Genomic DNA, 15,062 nt, shown 5'->3' with positions numbered 1-15,062 from the left:
ATCCTATTTGCGATTCTGAATTTCCAGAATTTCCAGAATATGGCCTACTGCTGCCTCCTTATTAAATTGAGTTTCGGCTAGGAGACGTGCATTTTTCCCCATCTGCTCCAATAGGGCTGGCTGGTATTCGAGCTTTTCCAGGGCTGGAAGTAAAAGGGTACTGTCCTCGTGATAAAGGCCCATTTCATGCTGCTGAATCAACTCTCTGATCCAGCCTTTAAAGTTCACAATAACAGGCATCCCCATAGCCAGGGCATCAAAAAATTTATTGGGACTGCTGACTTCCAAAACGGGAAGGGGCAAAAAGGAAATGTAGGCCAAATCAGCTTTTCTCATTTGAGCTTTCACTTCATTTTTATTTCCGAAGGGAATAAATTCGACTTGGGAAAGTGTACGATTTGCGACCTCTTTTTTCAGGAAAGGCAGGTACTTTCCTTTGCCCATGAGTTTGAACTGCCAATTTTTCCCACTTTTTTCGGCCGCTTCCGCCAGGTCCAGGTACTTATACAGTCCGTTGACTTCTCCGACTGCCCCAGCATATAGAAGAGTCAGCGGCTGCTTTTCTAAACGCCTATTCCGGTATTTGCCGGTTTCCCACTGAAAAAAATCCACATCTGCAAAGTTGGGGATTTGCAGGACCGGTTTGTCTGGAACACGCTGCTGTATATACCGTTGCATCCCGGGAGAAAGTGCCACGATTTTCCAGGCATTTTGGTAGATCAAATACTCCACGCGGTACAATACCTTTTTCAACAGCGGGTTCCGGATCCTTTTTATTTCCAGAGGCGCTTTTGGCCAAAGGTCCCGAACCTCGAAAACATAAGGTATCCCCCATTTTTTCTTCGCCCACCTACCGATCAGCCCGGTGGAAAGGGGAGTTGAGCTGATATAAAACACATCCGGCAACCTCAGGTTGGAAACCAGCTTTTTTGCTTCTTTAACAAACAAATAAAAAGACCGAATACGTTGCCAGGTACTAAAGGTATTGTCATAATACACCGGCAAAAGATGTACTCTTACCTTTCCATCCCACCGAGTATGGTACCTTGCCTGGTTGTGAGCGGAAACCACTTCCACCTCCACTCCGGCAGCAGCCATTCCCTGAGCCAAATGATACGATCGGATGGCACCCCCCTGTTCGGGTGTACAATAATACTGATGGATATAAAGAACTCTCATAGTTGGTTTTCCTTAATCCAGTCTGCTAATACACAAAGGTTGAACAACAATAAAAAATGGCTGGCAATATACCGCTCCGGTCGCTGAACCAGAAGGCTCCATTCCTCCGGTACAATTTCCGGATACTGAATGCCCAAATCAAGGACAGATGATAAAACCCTGTTTCTAAATCCCGCATGATCTAAAAGCCACTCCTTTATCGGTAGGCCGAAACCAAATTTTTTCCGGCGGGCAAAGCCGGTCAATCCTTCGCGTTTCAGCAGTGACTTTATCCAAAATTTTGGCGCGGCATTCCTTGTTTCCATTTCCCCCAAGCTGAGGCTCCAATCCACCACCTGCCAATCCAGAAAAGGCACCCTTCCCTCAATTCCATGTGCCATACAGGCATTGTCATGAATTTTTAATAAATCGTGAACCAAATAAACTGTTCGATCCCATTTCAGCGCATTTTTAAAGGGCTGCTCACCAGGGGTGTACCTGCTTTCGAGCGTATTGGCCAATGAATCGGGTAGGTCAGAAAGGGATGCAAAGTTCATAAACGTTCTTTGAGGGGATGGATGAATGCCTGACAGAAACCGTTGAAAGCTTTTTCCTACAAAAGGAATCCTATTGGAATTGGCAGCGACCCCGTTCCAAAATACCGGATGATGCAAGTATTTTTTATAGGCCAGATGACGGTTATACCCGCCAAACAACTCGTCAGCACCAGCCCCGCTTACCAGGATTTTCACGGAATCCTTCGCTTTTCTAGCCAACGCCCAGGTAAGGTAACTGGCGCTATCGCCTACCGGATGGTCCAGATCACGGATGTAGGCAGGCCAGGTCTCTAAAAACCAATCCGGAGAAATGATCACTTCCTGATGAAAGGACCTCTGTGAGGCTACCAGTTTTGAAGCAAAGTCTGCATCTTTGAATTTTTTTCGATAAGCGTCCTGAAAACCGATTGTAAATGTTGGCAAAACCCTACCTGTCTGCCGGTACCACAACTGATATAATAAGGTACTATCTGCTCCACCACTCAATATTAGTCCAATGGGCACATCCGCATGAATATGTTTCAGGACGGCATCCATCATGATTTCCTCAAAGCCATCTTCGGTCAATGCGGGCTTGGGAGCCGGATTTTCTAAGGGGATTTTCCGGATATCCAAGCACTCTCCCTTGAGATTCCAGGTTTTCAATTCTCCGGGAAGGAGTTCCTGAATTCCTCTTATAAAAGTAGCTCCGGGCAGTACGTGACGAAGGTAAAAATAGGGTGAAAATTGCTCTTGATGTAGCTTTTTTGGAACGAGGTCGGTCCGGAGCAGGCATCTAATTTCTGAGGAGCAGGCAAACCCCTCCTTTTGCTCCGTAAAATACAGGGATTTAACGCCCAGCGGGTCTCTTCCCAGGATTATCTGATTTTTCTTTTTGTGAACGAAAGCAAAAGCGTACATGCCTTGTAGCCGCTTCACGCCTTCTCTTCCTTTTTGAATTAACCATCTCAGGAGCACTTCCCCATCCGAAGTGCTTTCGAACAGCACCCCATCCACTAGCAGCTCGTTTTTTAGCTCCTGGTAATTGTACAAAAAGCCGTTCCAGGACAGGTAGGCTTCTTCCTCTTCATTAACCAAGGGCTGGTTAGCCTGATCCCGGAGATCCAGGGTCTTCAAGCGATTGGCAGCAAGGTATACCCCTTGGGCAACTTCCATCCAGGAAGAATGATCCGGCCCGCGGTGCATACAGGCCTCCATCATGGCCTGTATGTATTCCCCGCCCTTCCCGGTGGAATTCACCAATAGGTGTACGCCACACATGCTATTTTTTTATGGGTTTGGAAACTGCGCCTGACTGCAACTCCAGCGAATCCCCAAATTTCTCAAAATACCGGCAAAGGTGGGTAATGGAACATTCCGCACATTTGGGTTTTCTTGCCAGACAAATGTAGCGTCCATGGAGTATCAGCCAATGATGGGCTTTATGGACCACTTCTTTTGGCAGGTGGCGAATGAGGTGCTTTTCTACTTCCAATGGGGTTTTGGCACTTTGCGGGACCAACCCCAACCTTTTGGAAACTCGGAACACGTGGGTATCAACCGCCATGTTGGGTTGATTCCAAATGACACTGGTAATCACATTGGCCGTTTTTCTTCCCACTCCCGGAAGCTTAACCAGATCGGCAACCGTTTCCGGTACCTCTCCATCGAATTCCTCCACTAACATTTTCCCCAGTCCCAGCAAGTGCCGGGTTTTATTATTTGGGTAGGATACAGAGCGAATATAGGGAAATAGTTGATCAAAATCACTCGCGGCCAGGTGAGCCGGTGTGGGAAAGTCTCTGAAAAGAGCCGGAGTAACCATATTGATCCGCTTATCAGTACATTGAGCACTCAGCACCACTGCCAGCAACAACTGGTAAGGGGTCTCGTACTGGAGCTCTGTTTCTGCCACAGGCATGTTTTCGGTAAAATGATCCACAAAAGCCCGGTACCTGTCCTTTTTTAACATGTTCGCTATCTTTCAATTTCTTTTTCTGTCGACGGGTAATGATACAAACTGTCCGAAGAAAACGATAATACAAAAAAAATCCTACCGCTAAGCTATAGCGGTAGGAAAATTCATTTTTTTGGTTGGTGTTACACTTTTTCCAGTCCTCTGAACCGGGCCTTTTTCTTAATGGCATTAACAATTCTTTCGGAGGGTTCCGTTTGGAGCTGATCTAAATTTTGAACGGTTTCGAGCAAGTCCATGTACTCCTGCATTAAAAAGGGTTGGTGTCGCAGGGCTTGCACCATTTCTTCACGCTCCTCCTCCATCATTTCCTGATAGACATATCGTATCAGGTCACTTTGGGTAAAAGATTTGGTCATAGGCGATATTTATTTGTTTTAGTTTTTTCCTTAAATTAATAAGAGCATAACGCATTCTACCCAAGGCCGTGTTAATGCTTACACCCGTCTGTTCGGCAATCTCCTGAAAACTCAGGTCCATATAGTGTCGCATGATCAATACCTGCTTCTGACTTTCTGGAAGCTCGTCGATCAATTGCCTGACCAAGGCATAGGTCTCATCTTTAACTTTTAATTCCTCTACATTTTCTTCAGCAAAATGCAGGGTGTTAAACACGTTTGAACCATCCTCCATCACCACCGTAGGATGCCGCTTCATTTTCCTGAAATGATCGATTGCCAGGTTGTGGGCAATTCGCATCAACCAGGGTTGGAATTTCCCCTCTTCGTTATACCGATCAGAGTTGAGTGTCTGTACAACTTTTACAAACACGTCCTGTAACAGATCCTCAGCTACTCCCTGCTCTTTCACTATCATCAGAATGGTGGTGTACACTTTGGTTTTGTATTTGTCAACTAACCTTTCGAATGCCACTTCGCTTCCATTCCTATATTGTGAGATTAACTCACTGTCTTTAGGTCCTACCCTTTTACTCATAAAACTGATATTTAGATAACGTAGAGTTTTATCCCATATTGTGGTGTTTAAGGTCAATAAATAAGTATCGCGTCATCAAATGTATAGAATAGGATAAAACAACGCAATCAATTTTGTATTTTTTTATGATAAATAGTATCGTTAAACTGATTGTTCAGAACAATATACTTTTTGTTAAATTTTTAGCCAAATACAATATGGGAATTACGGCTCCTTTTCCGGACTAGATCAATAACAATACCAAAACCGAATAAGGCACTTACTGATTTTCGGCTACGGGTGCCTTGGCAAACCCTTTTGCTAACAGACTGTAAAGGGTACCCACCAGGCCCAATACGCCACTAATATACGCAGATGTTTCATTCAGGATGGTCGGGTCGTAAAAGCTAATCAATGCGACACTGATTAACACAAAGCTGAAAACAGCTGCCTGTATCATTTTGGCGTTACCTGATTTTCTTTCGTCTTGCTTAAACCGTGCTACGTCTTGCTCACTGGCAAAAATGCAAACGAAATTTCTAAAACTATTGGAAAACAGGACCAGACGGTCTCTGTCAGCATTCATCCGGATGATTCCCTTCTGAATCAAAGCTGTCATCGTTTCCTTATTAAAAAAATTAATGAACCCTTCGGTAGCGTAGTTGTACACCATCTTTCGTTCCTTCAAGCTTAATTCCGCCCAAATATTCATGAAATAGGCTTTGTTGTACCGTTGAATGGAAAGAATGCATTTCTCATAGCGCTCCTTTGAAAGGCATTCGTCCCAATCATCTGCGGACAATTCCTCGGTAATCAGATTGGCAATTACCTCTGCATGGGGACTGCTGGCGATTTCAGCCGCCAATTCCTGCGTTTTTTCGTCGTTAAATAACTTGCTTCCCATTTTTCGTTTGAATGCCTCCCGTTCTTCCTTCTCCAATAACTCCCAATCCACTCCTGAGTAAGGAAGGGTGATGGATCGATTTTCAAAATCCAGGGGAACGTATTGAAATAGGTATTCTGAGAAAATCTCAGTAATCAACAAGTGCTTCTGTTTGGGAGTGTCCTGAAGGATGATCTCCTGAAGCGGCTTACCGGAGGTAACCAATAAGTAGACGGGCTTAATGAAATCGTATTTTCCAAAGGCCAGCATGGCTTTGAGCAATCCCTCCACACCATCCAGGCAATGGATATTTTCAAAAACAACCGCCCGATGTGTACTTGCCAATTCCGGCATATTTGCCAAATCTGTTTCCGCATTTACCAACAACATTTCCGGGGCTGAAATACCAAATTGGCTACTGATCCAATGCCGGCTTTGGGCCGCATCTACTCCGATCACAAATGTCTTTCGCTGCTTTTTCGCCTTTGTGGGAAGGGAAGGCATGCCGTGGGTAAAATGGTAATCAATCAAGTAGATTTTATTTCCCAAACGCATGATCATATGAAAAAGCCAGATCAGCACCACTGCGAGCGTCAGTAAAATGAGAAGATTCCTTTTGATTATTTCTCCACCGTTTTTCACGGAAAAAAAATTTGCCAGGTCGAAATTGGGAGGCAAATTAAAAGCGGCAATCATTACTTCGTAAGGTGGTGCTACAAAATTCCGAATCAATTCATCCTCATGATTTGAAAACCTGCCAAAGTAAGTCCTTCTGAATTCTTCATGGATTTCAATCAGGCCTAAAAAGAACTCACTTAAATCATCGACATTTTCTTTTTCAACCAATTCTTTCCGTTCTAAATTATCCCAAATGAATTTCTCCTGATTAAAAATCTGCCGGTGAATAAAATAACCTGGCAAAAAGCCAATGATCATCAACCATAGTAAAAAATTCAGGGCAAAAACCCTCTTGTCTACTTGCACACCGGTAAGTTTGTTCCAGAAATCACTTAGCCTCTTGTGAATACGCTGTAGCCCGGCATGTTGGGTCCAGCTATCCGGTGAAAGAGAGGGCAAATGATTGACCTTGGACAAATACCAACACAGTACCTGAAGCAATCCCAACACCAGCAGAAAAAACAGGGTCAGAAAAGTGTAAATGGTATCAGCTTGCATCCATGACAAATGAATTAACCCATAAGCGGCCAAAAGCCATAATGAAACCGAAATAACGAGGAAAGCCGTACTGTTTTTTAATTGCCGGTCCTTTTCAGTGGTAGAGAGCAGTAGGAAATTACAGGTACCTGATTGAATGGCAAAAAGGGCTGACCAAAGATAGATTTTAAAAATGCCTAAAGGTAAAAACAGGTAGACAGCGACAAATAGTAACAGGTCCAAAAACAAAATGCCGTTTAACCAGAGAAACCGGTTTCGCTTAGCTGAAGAAGGGCTGTACCATTCAAAGGAAAAAGGTTTATAAGCCAGATAGATACTAGATTTGCTTGTCAACAACGTTAATAATGCCAGCAGCACCAAGACCATTAAATAGGGAACAAAAACGGTGGATGCCTCTAAAGAAGACAGGGAGTGCAGGGCATGCTGTAAGTTCTGATTCTCGAGGTACAGTACCCAGTTTTCTGAAACAAATTCCCCGGAGGATATTCTGCTTAACAATGCTTCATATTCATGGCCATTTACATAGATCGGAGTTTTCCAAACCTGCTTTTCATCCGCGTGCTGATTGTTTGCGATAAGGGTTTTGATCTCATCCCATTTTTCTTCCCCTATCCCCTCTTGAAGATAATTGATAGGAATATTTACCTTTTGGCTTTTCAGTAGGACCTTTCCATCGGGTTTGAACACAAAATAGCGTTGGTTCTTACTGATTTTAGGTGCCAGGGAATCCAACCGAAACGTCAATGCGTAACCGGATCCTGCTTCCCTTTTACTGATCACTCCTTCCAGATTTCCAGTAGATTTGGAAAAATGAGCACTGATAAAATGCTTGCTGGTATCCACTGGCAACTCCTTTACATAGTCCCGGTTGGCAATTGACACGAAGGGAAAATCCCCAAAATCAATCGGACCATCCATTGAATTGGTCCCCGGAATAAGCATGGTCAGAATATTTCCATCAGGGTCGAATTCTAAAAATTCGTTGACGTTTTTATCAGGGTTGAGGGAATTCCTTTCGGTGCTGGATTTTAGTTTCCCTAGCTTTAATTCATTGCTAAAACGATCCAGACTAAACGTCAGCCGATCAATCTGTCTGGAAAAAGCCGCTTTCAAGTCATGTACGTATTGATCTCCCGGAGAAGTACTTCGGTAATTCTGAACCAGGGAAAAGGAAAAAAAACCCAGAATTAGCATTACCAGAATTAAAGAAAGGCCTAAGCCTATTACTCGCTTTTTGGTGAGTATATCTCCATTTCCCAGATTAAATATGCTGATGATGGGAATGGACACGAAAATTAATATCAATAAAGTGAGGAAGGTACTGAGGAGTCGGAAGTCTATCCGAAGGGCTACCCGGTCGAATTGTGCTTTTTCCTTAATTCCCAATAAATAAAATCCCTTATTCCCAATCAATGCCGGAGACAAAAAGCCCTGGAAATCCGTTCCTGATAGCTGTAGGTCTAGCTTTCGTTCCCCCACCGAATGCAGCCCTCCCAGTGTATCGGCAGGAATGACCGGCAACCCCGCCATATCTCTGGGGTAAATGGCCGTACCTGTACTATCCAAAACAAAGAGGCGATCAAAAAACATACTTTGGATGTTATTTTCCATTAAGGTATGGATAGGTACCACATGATCTACCTCAAATGCCCGCTCAGCCCTGGGGGCCAAGCCAAGGGTAATCCCCAGGTTTTCACCAATCTTCCGAACCAGTTCGCCTTGATTTAATTCCGGTAGCTTACCTGACTTGGTCGTATCATCCAAAGAAAAACGGAACCCGTTGACCTCGATCAGATAAAGGGAATCCTTTTTTCTCAAAGAGATACTTTGTTGATCCAGGACGGATTGATCAAAGGAGGGACCAGCTTCAAAAGCTTTAATGGATTTAATGCCGAATTTCGGAGTCCGGTCGATCATTTCCACCATTCGGGTAGCTGCATTCTCAGCTTCTCCACCGGCCCAAGTGTAGAAATTTCGTTTAAAATAGCCTTCCAATTGTATGTGGTAATTGTAAAAAGCATCCACAAAATTTTGCCTGGCCAAAAAAATAGCCTTGATACCCTGGGATTCCAGTTGCTTTTGGTTGGTTTTGGAATGTTGGTAAAGGTAGGCACCAATCAATAACATCCCGCCAAATATTAAAATCCAGATACGTAAATCCTTGAATTTCATGGTCGTGAAACCCTGTTTTAGCTAAGAAATCAAGTTAAGGAAATCGAATAACAATAAAAAATTATATTTCGGATTCTAAAAAAAAGCGGGCAGGTCTGATCTTGGTTTATCAGGCCTACCTACTCAAAATATCAAAAAGGCTGTCCTAGACGCTGCATTTATTCCTGGCTAGCGTCCTCCTGTCCTTTGTTCATCCAGGAAGGAGCAGTCACAAACCAAAGAATCGTTCCAGCCAACATGAGCTGTTTACAGGTATCGGGTGTCATCTCAGCGGAAAACACCAACATTGCCGGGACAATATTCAGCCCCAAGCCTATAAAGGAAAGTAGTTTTATCAGAAGTTTTTTCATTTTCGTTGCATGATTTTACTGGCAATGACATATACCAAAACAGCCACGAACCATCCAGGCAGTCCAAGGAAGAAGATTTCCACCCCTACCATCAGGTTGAGTAGCAAACAAAAGGCCAGGGTGACCAGCCAGGTGATGGCCACTGCGCTGTTCAGACGTTTACCACTCACTTGGGCGTAGTTGGATGTAAGCCCCATTTTTTCCAGCAGGTACACGTCAATAAATATAACGGCCCCAACAGGCATCAGGATCAAACCGTAAAGGGCTACAAATTCCAGAAGCATCATCACCAAGGCCGGAAAACAGGCCGCAATAGTGGTAAATAACCCTACAAACAAGGTAACTTTCCAGGTTTTCCAACGAGGATTAATGGATTGAATGGCGAGACCCGCCCGGTATAGCGTGGGATTGGCAGTAGTCCAACCCGCTACCACCACACAGATGGCTCCCGCAACTCCCACCGCACTGTAGGCAATGGGTCCTGGAGCAAAGGTTAGGCTCCCCTCGGATTCGATCAAAAACAAGGAATACAATATCCCGGAAGCTATCCAGGCGATAAAATGCCCCAGAAACACGCCGGTTGCAGACGAGAAGCCATACTGCCATTTTTTGGCGTAGCGCAGCAAGGAAAGGTCCGCCATACCTATGTGCATAGCCATGTTACAAAACCAGGCAAAGAACAAAATGTGCCAGAATCCAAATTTACTTTGCCCTTCTAGCGGAACTCCGGTCCAGATGGTGCTCTCTGCGACTGACCAGAACGAACCCGCATCAGTCACTCCCAACCGGGGCAATACAGCCAGGGCAGCAGCAATGAATACCATGATCATCCAGGGAGCTGCTACCATGGCAAATTTGGACACCTGATCAAAGCCAAACATCGCAATAATGGTGGTGATGGTTCCCACAGCAAAAACCGTAAGCACCCATCCCAAATTGTTGGGATAGACATCGGTCAACTGAGGCATGGCCATATCGAACGGAATTCCCACGGCTGTCGCCGCTACAGCTATCATGGATCCGGCTAAAAAGCAAAACAATCCCGCATTTACCAGATTATAAATGAGGGTAAACCTTTTCCCGGCAATTTTTTCCAGTAGGTAATAAAGGGTGACCCTGGTTTTTACGGCTATTTTCGCTGTCAAAAACGCCCAGCTTAAGACGGCCAGGATATTTCCCAGAATCAACCCCGTAACCAAATCAATGGCACTGGCACCATGTGCCACAAATAAAGGACCGATTACAAATTCGGTACCCGCCGTATGCTCTCCGGCATAGGTCCCCAGAAAGCTCCTCCAACCCTTTAATTTATTGGCGGGTATGGCTTCCTGCTCGTATTCATTTACGGAATTCAGACGCGCTACCAGACTTTTATTTTTTTCCATAGAATTTGGTTACTGAGAGAGTCAAAAGCTTGTTTTGTTACCTTGTTTGGATGTTGATTAAAAATGACATTCGGCCTGTGATAAGTAATCCGGTATAAGACATATACATCTATAACTAAACCCATTAACTACATTGGAATTACTAGTTGATTTTTAAACTGAGCCCCGGTTTATAAATTTGAAAACATTTTTAACCGATTCTTTTTTATTCTTTTTGATCATATAGGCGGCCGTCTCGCCCATTAGCCTAAAATCGGTTGAAATGACGGTAATACCCAAAAGCTCCTTCAAAGGGGTGTCATTGTAGGAAATAATCCCAATATCGACTCCTAATTCAAAATCCTGTTCACGTACCTGTTTTACCAGGTTCACCAAATCGTTTTCCTCAATGACGATGAACGCATCCTTATGCCTCAATTCCATCTCGGCATATACGGTTTCCAGGATCTCAAAATCAAAATCAAAATCACGGCAAAACTTTTTAAAACCCTCCATGATTTCTCTGGGGTAGGGGTAAACGGTATCATTTGGATATACCAACATCAACTTTTCGTAATGCTGCAACTGAAATATTCCCTCACAGAGGGCATTGTAAATATCATTTTTAAAATCCTGGTAAATGGCCGAAACCTCGTCTCCTAGTTCCGGTATTTGATTGTCCATCACAATCAATTTATCCGCAGGAATCTTTCTCAGACACTTCATTACCTCGGTATCCAAATTGTAATGACCCTGGATTTCGTCTTTGAAATGGGGCATCAGTACGTAATAATCGTAGCCTCCCCGATTTTCATTAAGAATATTCATTAGCAATTTAGGGTCGCAATGGTAAATATTTAAATCTACCTGCGCGTCCGCACCCATGCTGTTAATGAAAGAATTGTAGGTTTTTAGCTTGTAGTTGCTGAGCTTATTGAGCAAAAACAAGATGCTCACTTTGGAAGTGGAAATGTTCTTAGCTACATAATAGCCCTTCCCTTTTACAGAAAGAATAATTTTTTTTTCTTTTAATTGATTGTAGGCCTTCTCTACCGTATCCCTGGAAAGGTAATGTTCTTCACTTATTTCGTTGATGGAAGGAATCTTATCCCCTACCTGCAACTGGCAACCTTCAATATCTTCAATAATGGAATTGACAATTTGCTGGTATTTAGGAATTCGCGAATTTTCATCCAGGCGGATGAGGGTCTTTACTTCAATCATGGGATTCAGGTTATTTTAAGCAGCTACAGTCCTACACTTCTCAAACGAAGTACATTTAAAATTAATTAAATATTCCTCAATAGTAACATTTCACCTTATTTAATTGAATTTGGCAATCCGTACAACTACTATTTCTATCAAGGGTGAATTTCGATGTTGACCGGACCTGCGAGACCGGAAGGCATGATGTCCCAGCCAGAAGCATCAAAAGGCCCGTAATCAATGTTCACAAAATTGATTTCATGGTAATTTCGCCAGGTAACTCCCTGCTGGTCCAGGTAACGGATGCGGTTAGCCATAAGATTGGCCACCTCTATTTCAATTTCATTCGTCCCATTTTGAAGGTAATCGCTTACATCCAGCTTAAAGGGTATGCCAAAAGCAAAGCCAACTTCCTGTCCATTGATCCACACCCGCGCGCTTTCCAATACCTTACCCAAATTCAATACGTGTTTTGCGCCTTGACTCAGGTTGAGGTCTAATTTTGTTTCGTATAAAGCCTGTCCCGAAAAATGCAGGACATTTTCATTTTCCAAACTGGTCCAGGGCTGAATTTCCTCTAATTGTTGCGCTTCCGGAAGCGTCGGACCACCCGATGTAAAGGTTAGCGTCCAGGGACCTTCTACCGGGATAAGGTCCGGCTCAGAATGGCTATACTTCCACTCGGAAATCCCTTCGGAATCTTGCTGCAGCAAATGAACGATCAGCGATTTCCCCGGGTCCAGATTTACCCTTACTTCAAATTTCCCATCTTCTCCACGGTTTTGTGCCAACCCTACTTTTCCTTGTTCAGGATCCATCAGTACCGCCTCATTCCCCCCGTACTTCAGCGGGATATAGCTGTCTACTGCTTCAGCGGAATGGTTCACCAGGTAATAGTACCGCTCCCCATTAAGATTTCGACGGATATACTGAAGCCCTTCATCCACCAGCGTTTCCCGTTCCAGGCCCGCCAATTCCATGGCCTGAAGCAGGTCTTCCGAAAGGATTACCTGTCCACTTCCTACTTTTGCCAGTTGTAAACCGGCAGTTGCTTCAAATGCCAACGACTCCCATAATGTATTCAATGCTTCTTCCCTGGAAGTGAAATCGTTAAACCCGGGAACTTCGGTGGGCACCTGCTGAAAAACTACTTTTGCCCCTTCTTCTGCCAGCGATAGGATCCATTCCAGGGTGGCTACCGGCATATACGTAAGCTTTGGAACCACCAAAACCTGAGCGCTGTAAGTTCCATTGGCGGAGGAAAGTTGGCCATCCGAAACCTGTAAATCCCCAACCAAGGCATCGGAGACAAAATCCAATCCGAATCCCTTTTCCATTAACATCTTGGAACCTTTATAAAATGGAGTGGGATGCAACCACTCATCAATCCCATGTACGGTCAACATCTTGGATAAGCCTTCCGGATCCGCCCACACATCATACACCGGCCAGTACATAAGCAGTTCGTTATCCGGCGTTCCGGATTGCAGCACCGACTGAACACGCTGTATATACTCATTAAAGCCTCTAAAATGGGGCCATAGGCTGTTATGTGTATTCAGATTCAAAGAAGCATAAAACAGCCATCCCGGAAAATCCACCTCTTCGGGAGAGTAGGTTACTCCATGGTAAAACATATGGTTAATTCCCGCCAGAAAGGCCTGCTCCAATTCCGGTTTTGCTTGTGAGAAAGCAGATTTAAAATGCTCTCCCAGCCAGGTAAAAGTTTCGGTGGAAATCAGGTTTTTTCCGGTCAAATGTGCTGCAGAGGAGGCAAATTTCAGCATGATGGGATCGGGATCCACGTTTCGGATGTCGGCACTATCTCTTCGAATACCGGGTATGGGAAAATGACTGGAACCGAAGGTTTCCCCCTCGGGTATGTCCACCCGGGCATACAGGTCCAGTAGGTTTCCCGGTGAACCGTGCGCCTGGTTTTTAGTTAGTTTGCCCTGCCTGTTGGCCCAGTCGGTCCATTGTCCGGTAAAATTCTCCAGAAGCATGTCATTGATCGTCTCCCGGTAATCGGACTTTAAGCGGGCACTGCGTTCGTCTGGTTCTTTTGCCAGCAATTCCGGTAAATGATTCCGCAGGTCGTAGCCTCGCTTTTCATGAAAGAACTGAAAAAAATTCTCCGTAAAATCCGCCCCATACACTTCAAAGCTGTCGTTATAAAATGCCCTTATCCCGGGAAAATCCTCCTTAAAAGCCTCTTCAAAATGCGAGAGGTAATTCTTGACGGACTCTTTGGAATAATGGTCCAGGGTAAAACCCTGTCCACCGGGTGCCGCCCTTTTGACCATCTGACCGGTTTGCGCCTTAAATACCGCCACCAACTCCCATGTTCCGGAAGCGTCCCAGGACAATTCTCCGGAATCATCAATTTGGCTGGTAAGGTTTACCGGAGTCTCGTTTTCCTTAAAGGCCATTACCGTGTGCAACCCGTATTCAAAGCGGGTGGCACGGGTGTTTTCAAGCAGGATGGGCCTGTCTAATCCCTCCTGGTCGGAAAAGGTATGCTGTTGGATCACCATTCGCTGGGCGGCCATTTCCGGTTGGACCATCGGTCCGCCAAAGGGCCAGCCAGTGCCTTGCGTCAGGTCAATGCCCATGTTCAGGCTATCGGCTGTAGCCACGGTGTGATGAAGCATTTCCATCCACTCCGGAGAAAGGTAGGTCAAAAAACGGTCTTCAAATCCTTTTGCTCCATAAATCGGGGCGATTTCCAGTCCTCCCAGACCTGCGGCTTCATAGGCTCGGAGCAGGTTTGTCAGGTTTTTCTCGTCCACAGCATTGCCCATCCACCACCATCGCGTCCAGGGTTTTGCGCTGCGGGTCACTTCCGGCCATTCGCCAGCCTTTACGATTGGCGTAAACGGCTCGTCTTGCTGGCAGCCAGCATATCCAAAGAGAAAAGCCAGTAAAAACAGGGAATATAGACTTAATTGTAACGTTTTATATCGTTTCATCATCGGTGGGAGGGATCGCTTTTATTTTATAGGCTGAAGACCTTTTGGAGCGGCTGAACTTTCGGAGACTGGTCTTCATTGGTTTCCATCAAATCGGCCATATAAGCCCACCACTTTTGCATAATGGTATTTTCCGGTAGGCTATCGGTGTTGGCCCCCTGTTCGTTTAGGTTTTGAAAAGCGAAAAGGGTATGACTGCCTGGATCAAGAAAAATATGGTATTCCTGTATCCCGGCTTCCCGCAGAAGAGAAGCCAATTCCGGCCAGATTTCCCGGTGTCTACGTTCGTATTCCGCTTCATTTCCCGGAATCAATTTCATGGTAAAAGCTACCTGCTTCATAGGCTGTTTGGATGTAT

The 15,062-nt window shown here is 44.7% G+C and carries 11 protein-coding genes; all 11 read right to left on the bottom strand.

What is annotated here, in order from left to right; translation table 11 throughout:
* Positions 1 to 3 precede the first annotated feature (3 nt).
* Positions 4 to 1,179 (bottom strand): glycosyltransferase family 4 protein, encoded by a 1,176-nt coding sequence (locus tag GJS45_RS09585; RefSeq protein WP_162341334.1) that lies wholly within the window; start codon positions 1,177 to 1,179, stop codon positions 4 to 6.
* Positions 1,176 to 2,975: an asparagine synthase (glutamine-hydrolyzing) gene (gene asnB / locus GJS45_RS09580; RefSeq protein ID WP_162341332.1), complete on the bottom strand. Its 1,800-nt coding sequence runs from the start codon at positions 2,973 to 2,975 to the stop codon at positions 1,176 to 1,178. The genes GJS45_RS09585 and asnB overlap by 4 nt, the downstream gene beginning before the upstream one ends.
* 1 nt (position 2,976) lies before the next feature.
* Entirely contained in the window at positions 2,977 to 3,666 is a 690-nt protein-coding gene (gene nth, locus GJS45_RS09575; protein ID WP_162341330.1) for an endonuclease III, read from the bottom strand.
* A 128-nt stretch (positions 3,667 to 3,794) separates the two neighbouring features.
* Positions 3,795 to 4,028: a hypothetical protein gene (locus GJS45_RS09570; RefSeq protein ID WP_162341328.1), complete on the bottom strand. Its 234-nt coding sequence runs from the start codon at positions 4,026 to 4,028 to the stop codon at positions 3,795 to 3,797.
* A complete protein-coding gene (locus GJS45_RS09565) occupies positions 4,003 to 4,605 on the bottom strand; it encodes an RNA polymerase sigma factor (protein ID WP_162341327.1) in 603 nt (200 codons plus the stop codon). Before GJS45_RS09565 ends, GJS45_RS09570 begins: the two co-directional genes overlap by 26 nt.
* A 259-nt stretch (positions 4,606 to 4,864) precedes the next feature.
* Entirely contained in the window at positions 4,865 to 8,815 is a 3,951-nt protein-coding gene (locus GJS45_RS09560) for a hypothetical protein (RefSeq protein ID WP_162341325.1), read from the bottom strand.
* 158 nt (positions 8,816 to 8,973) lie between these two features.
* Positions 8,974 to 9,165, bottom strand: a complete 192-nt coding sequence (locus GJS45_RS09555; RefSeq protein ID WP_162341323.1) for a hypothetical protein — start codon at positions 9,163 to 9,165, stop codon at positions 8,974 to 8,976.
* Positions 9,162 to 10,550 (bottom strand): purine-cytosine permease family protein, encoded by a 1,389-nt coding sequence (locus GJS45_RS09550; RefSeq protein WP_162341321.1) that lies wholly within the window; start codon positions 10,548 to 10,550, stop codon positions 9,162 to 9,164. The genes GJS45_RS09555 and GJS45_RS09550 overlap by 4 nt, the downstream gene beginning before the upstream one ends.
* Positions 10,551 to 10,703: 153 nt before the next feature.
* Complete coding sequence (locus tag GJS45_RS09545) at positions 10,704 to 11,753, bottom strand: GntR family transcriptional regulator (RefSeq protein ID WP_162341319.1); 1,050 nt, start codon at positions 11,751 to 11,753, stop codon at positions 10,704 to 10,706.
* Positions 11,754 to 11,890: 137 nt separating this feature from the next.
* Entirely contained in the window at positions 11,891 to 14,707 is a 2,817-nt protein-coding gene (locus tag GJS45_RS09540) for a glycosyl hydrolase (RefSeq protein WP_235954699.1), read from the bottom strand.
* A 23-nt stretch (positions 14,708 to 14,730) separates the two neighbouring features.
* A complete protein-coding gene (gene rhaM, locus GJS45_RS09535; RefSeq protein ID WP_162341317.1) occupies positions 14,731 to 15,045 on the bottom strand; it encodes an L-rhamnose mutarotase in 315 nt (104 codons plus the stop codon).
* Positions 15,046 to 15,062: the final 17 nt, after the last annotated feature.

Origin of the sequence: Cyclobacterium salsum, from assembly GCF_010119245.1 — a bacterium.
Lineage (GTDB): Bacteria > Bacteroidota > Bacteroidia > Cytophagales > Cyclobacteriaceae > Cyclobacterium > Cyclobacterium salsum.
Note: the sequence above shows the minus strand (reverse complement) of the source record. Positions and strands in the feature narration are given on the sequence as shown.

What these genes read in the sequence shown, in the direction of transcription:
- nth (WP_162341330.1), bottom strand. Translation starts at nt 3,666, where the DNA reads ATGTTAAAAAAGGACAGGTACCGGGCTTTTGTGGATCATTTTACCGAA.
- GJS45_RS09550 (WP_162341321.1), bottom strand. Translation starts at nt 10,550, where the DNA reads ATGGAAAAAAATAAAAGTCTGGTAGCGCGTCTGAATTCCGTAAATGAA.
- GJS45_RS09565 (WP_162341327.1), bottom strand. Translation starts at nt 4,605, where the DNA reads ATGAGTAAAAGGGTAGGACCTAAAGACAGTGAGTTAATCTCACAATAT.
- GJS45_RS09540 (WP_235954699.1), bottom strand. Translation starts at nt 14,707, where the DNA reads ATGATGAAACGATATAAAACGTTACAATTAAGTCTATATTCCCTGTTT.
- rhaM (WP_162341317.1), bottom strand. Translation starts at nt 15,045, where the DNA reads ATGAAGCAGGTAGCTTTTACCATGAAATTGATTCCGGGAAATGAAGCG.
- GJS45_RS09570 (WP_162341328.1), bottom strand. Translation starts at nt 4,028, where the DNA reads ATGACCAAATCTTTTACCCAAAGTGACCTGATACGATATGTCTATCAG.
- asnB (WP_162341332.1), bottom strand. Translation starts at nt 2,975, where the DNA reads ATGTGTGGCGTACACCTATTGGTGAATTCCACCGGGAAGGGCGGGGAA.
- GJS45_RS09555 (WP_162341323.1), bottom strand. Translation starts at nt 9,165, where the DNA reads ATGAAAAAACTTCTGATAAAACTACTTTCCTTTATAGGCTTGGGGCTG.
- GJS45_RS09560 (WP_162341325.1), bottom strand. Translation starts at nt 8,815, where the DNA reads ATGAAATTCAAGGATTTACGTATCTGGATTTTAATATTTGGCGGGATG.
- GJS45_RS09585 (WP_162341334.1), bottom strand. Translation starts at nt 1,179, where the DNA reads ATGAGAGTTCTTTATATCCATCAGTATTATTGTACACCCGAACAGGGG.
- GJS45_RS09545 (WP_162341319.1), bottom strand. Translation starts at nt 11,753, where the DNA reads ATGATTGAAGTAAAGACCCTCATCCGCCTGGATGAAAATTCGCGAATT.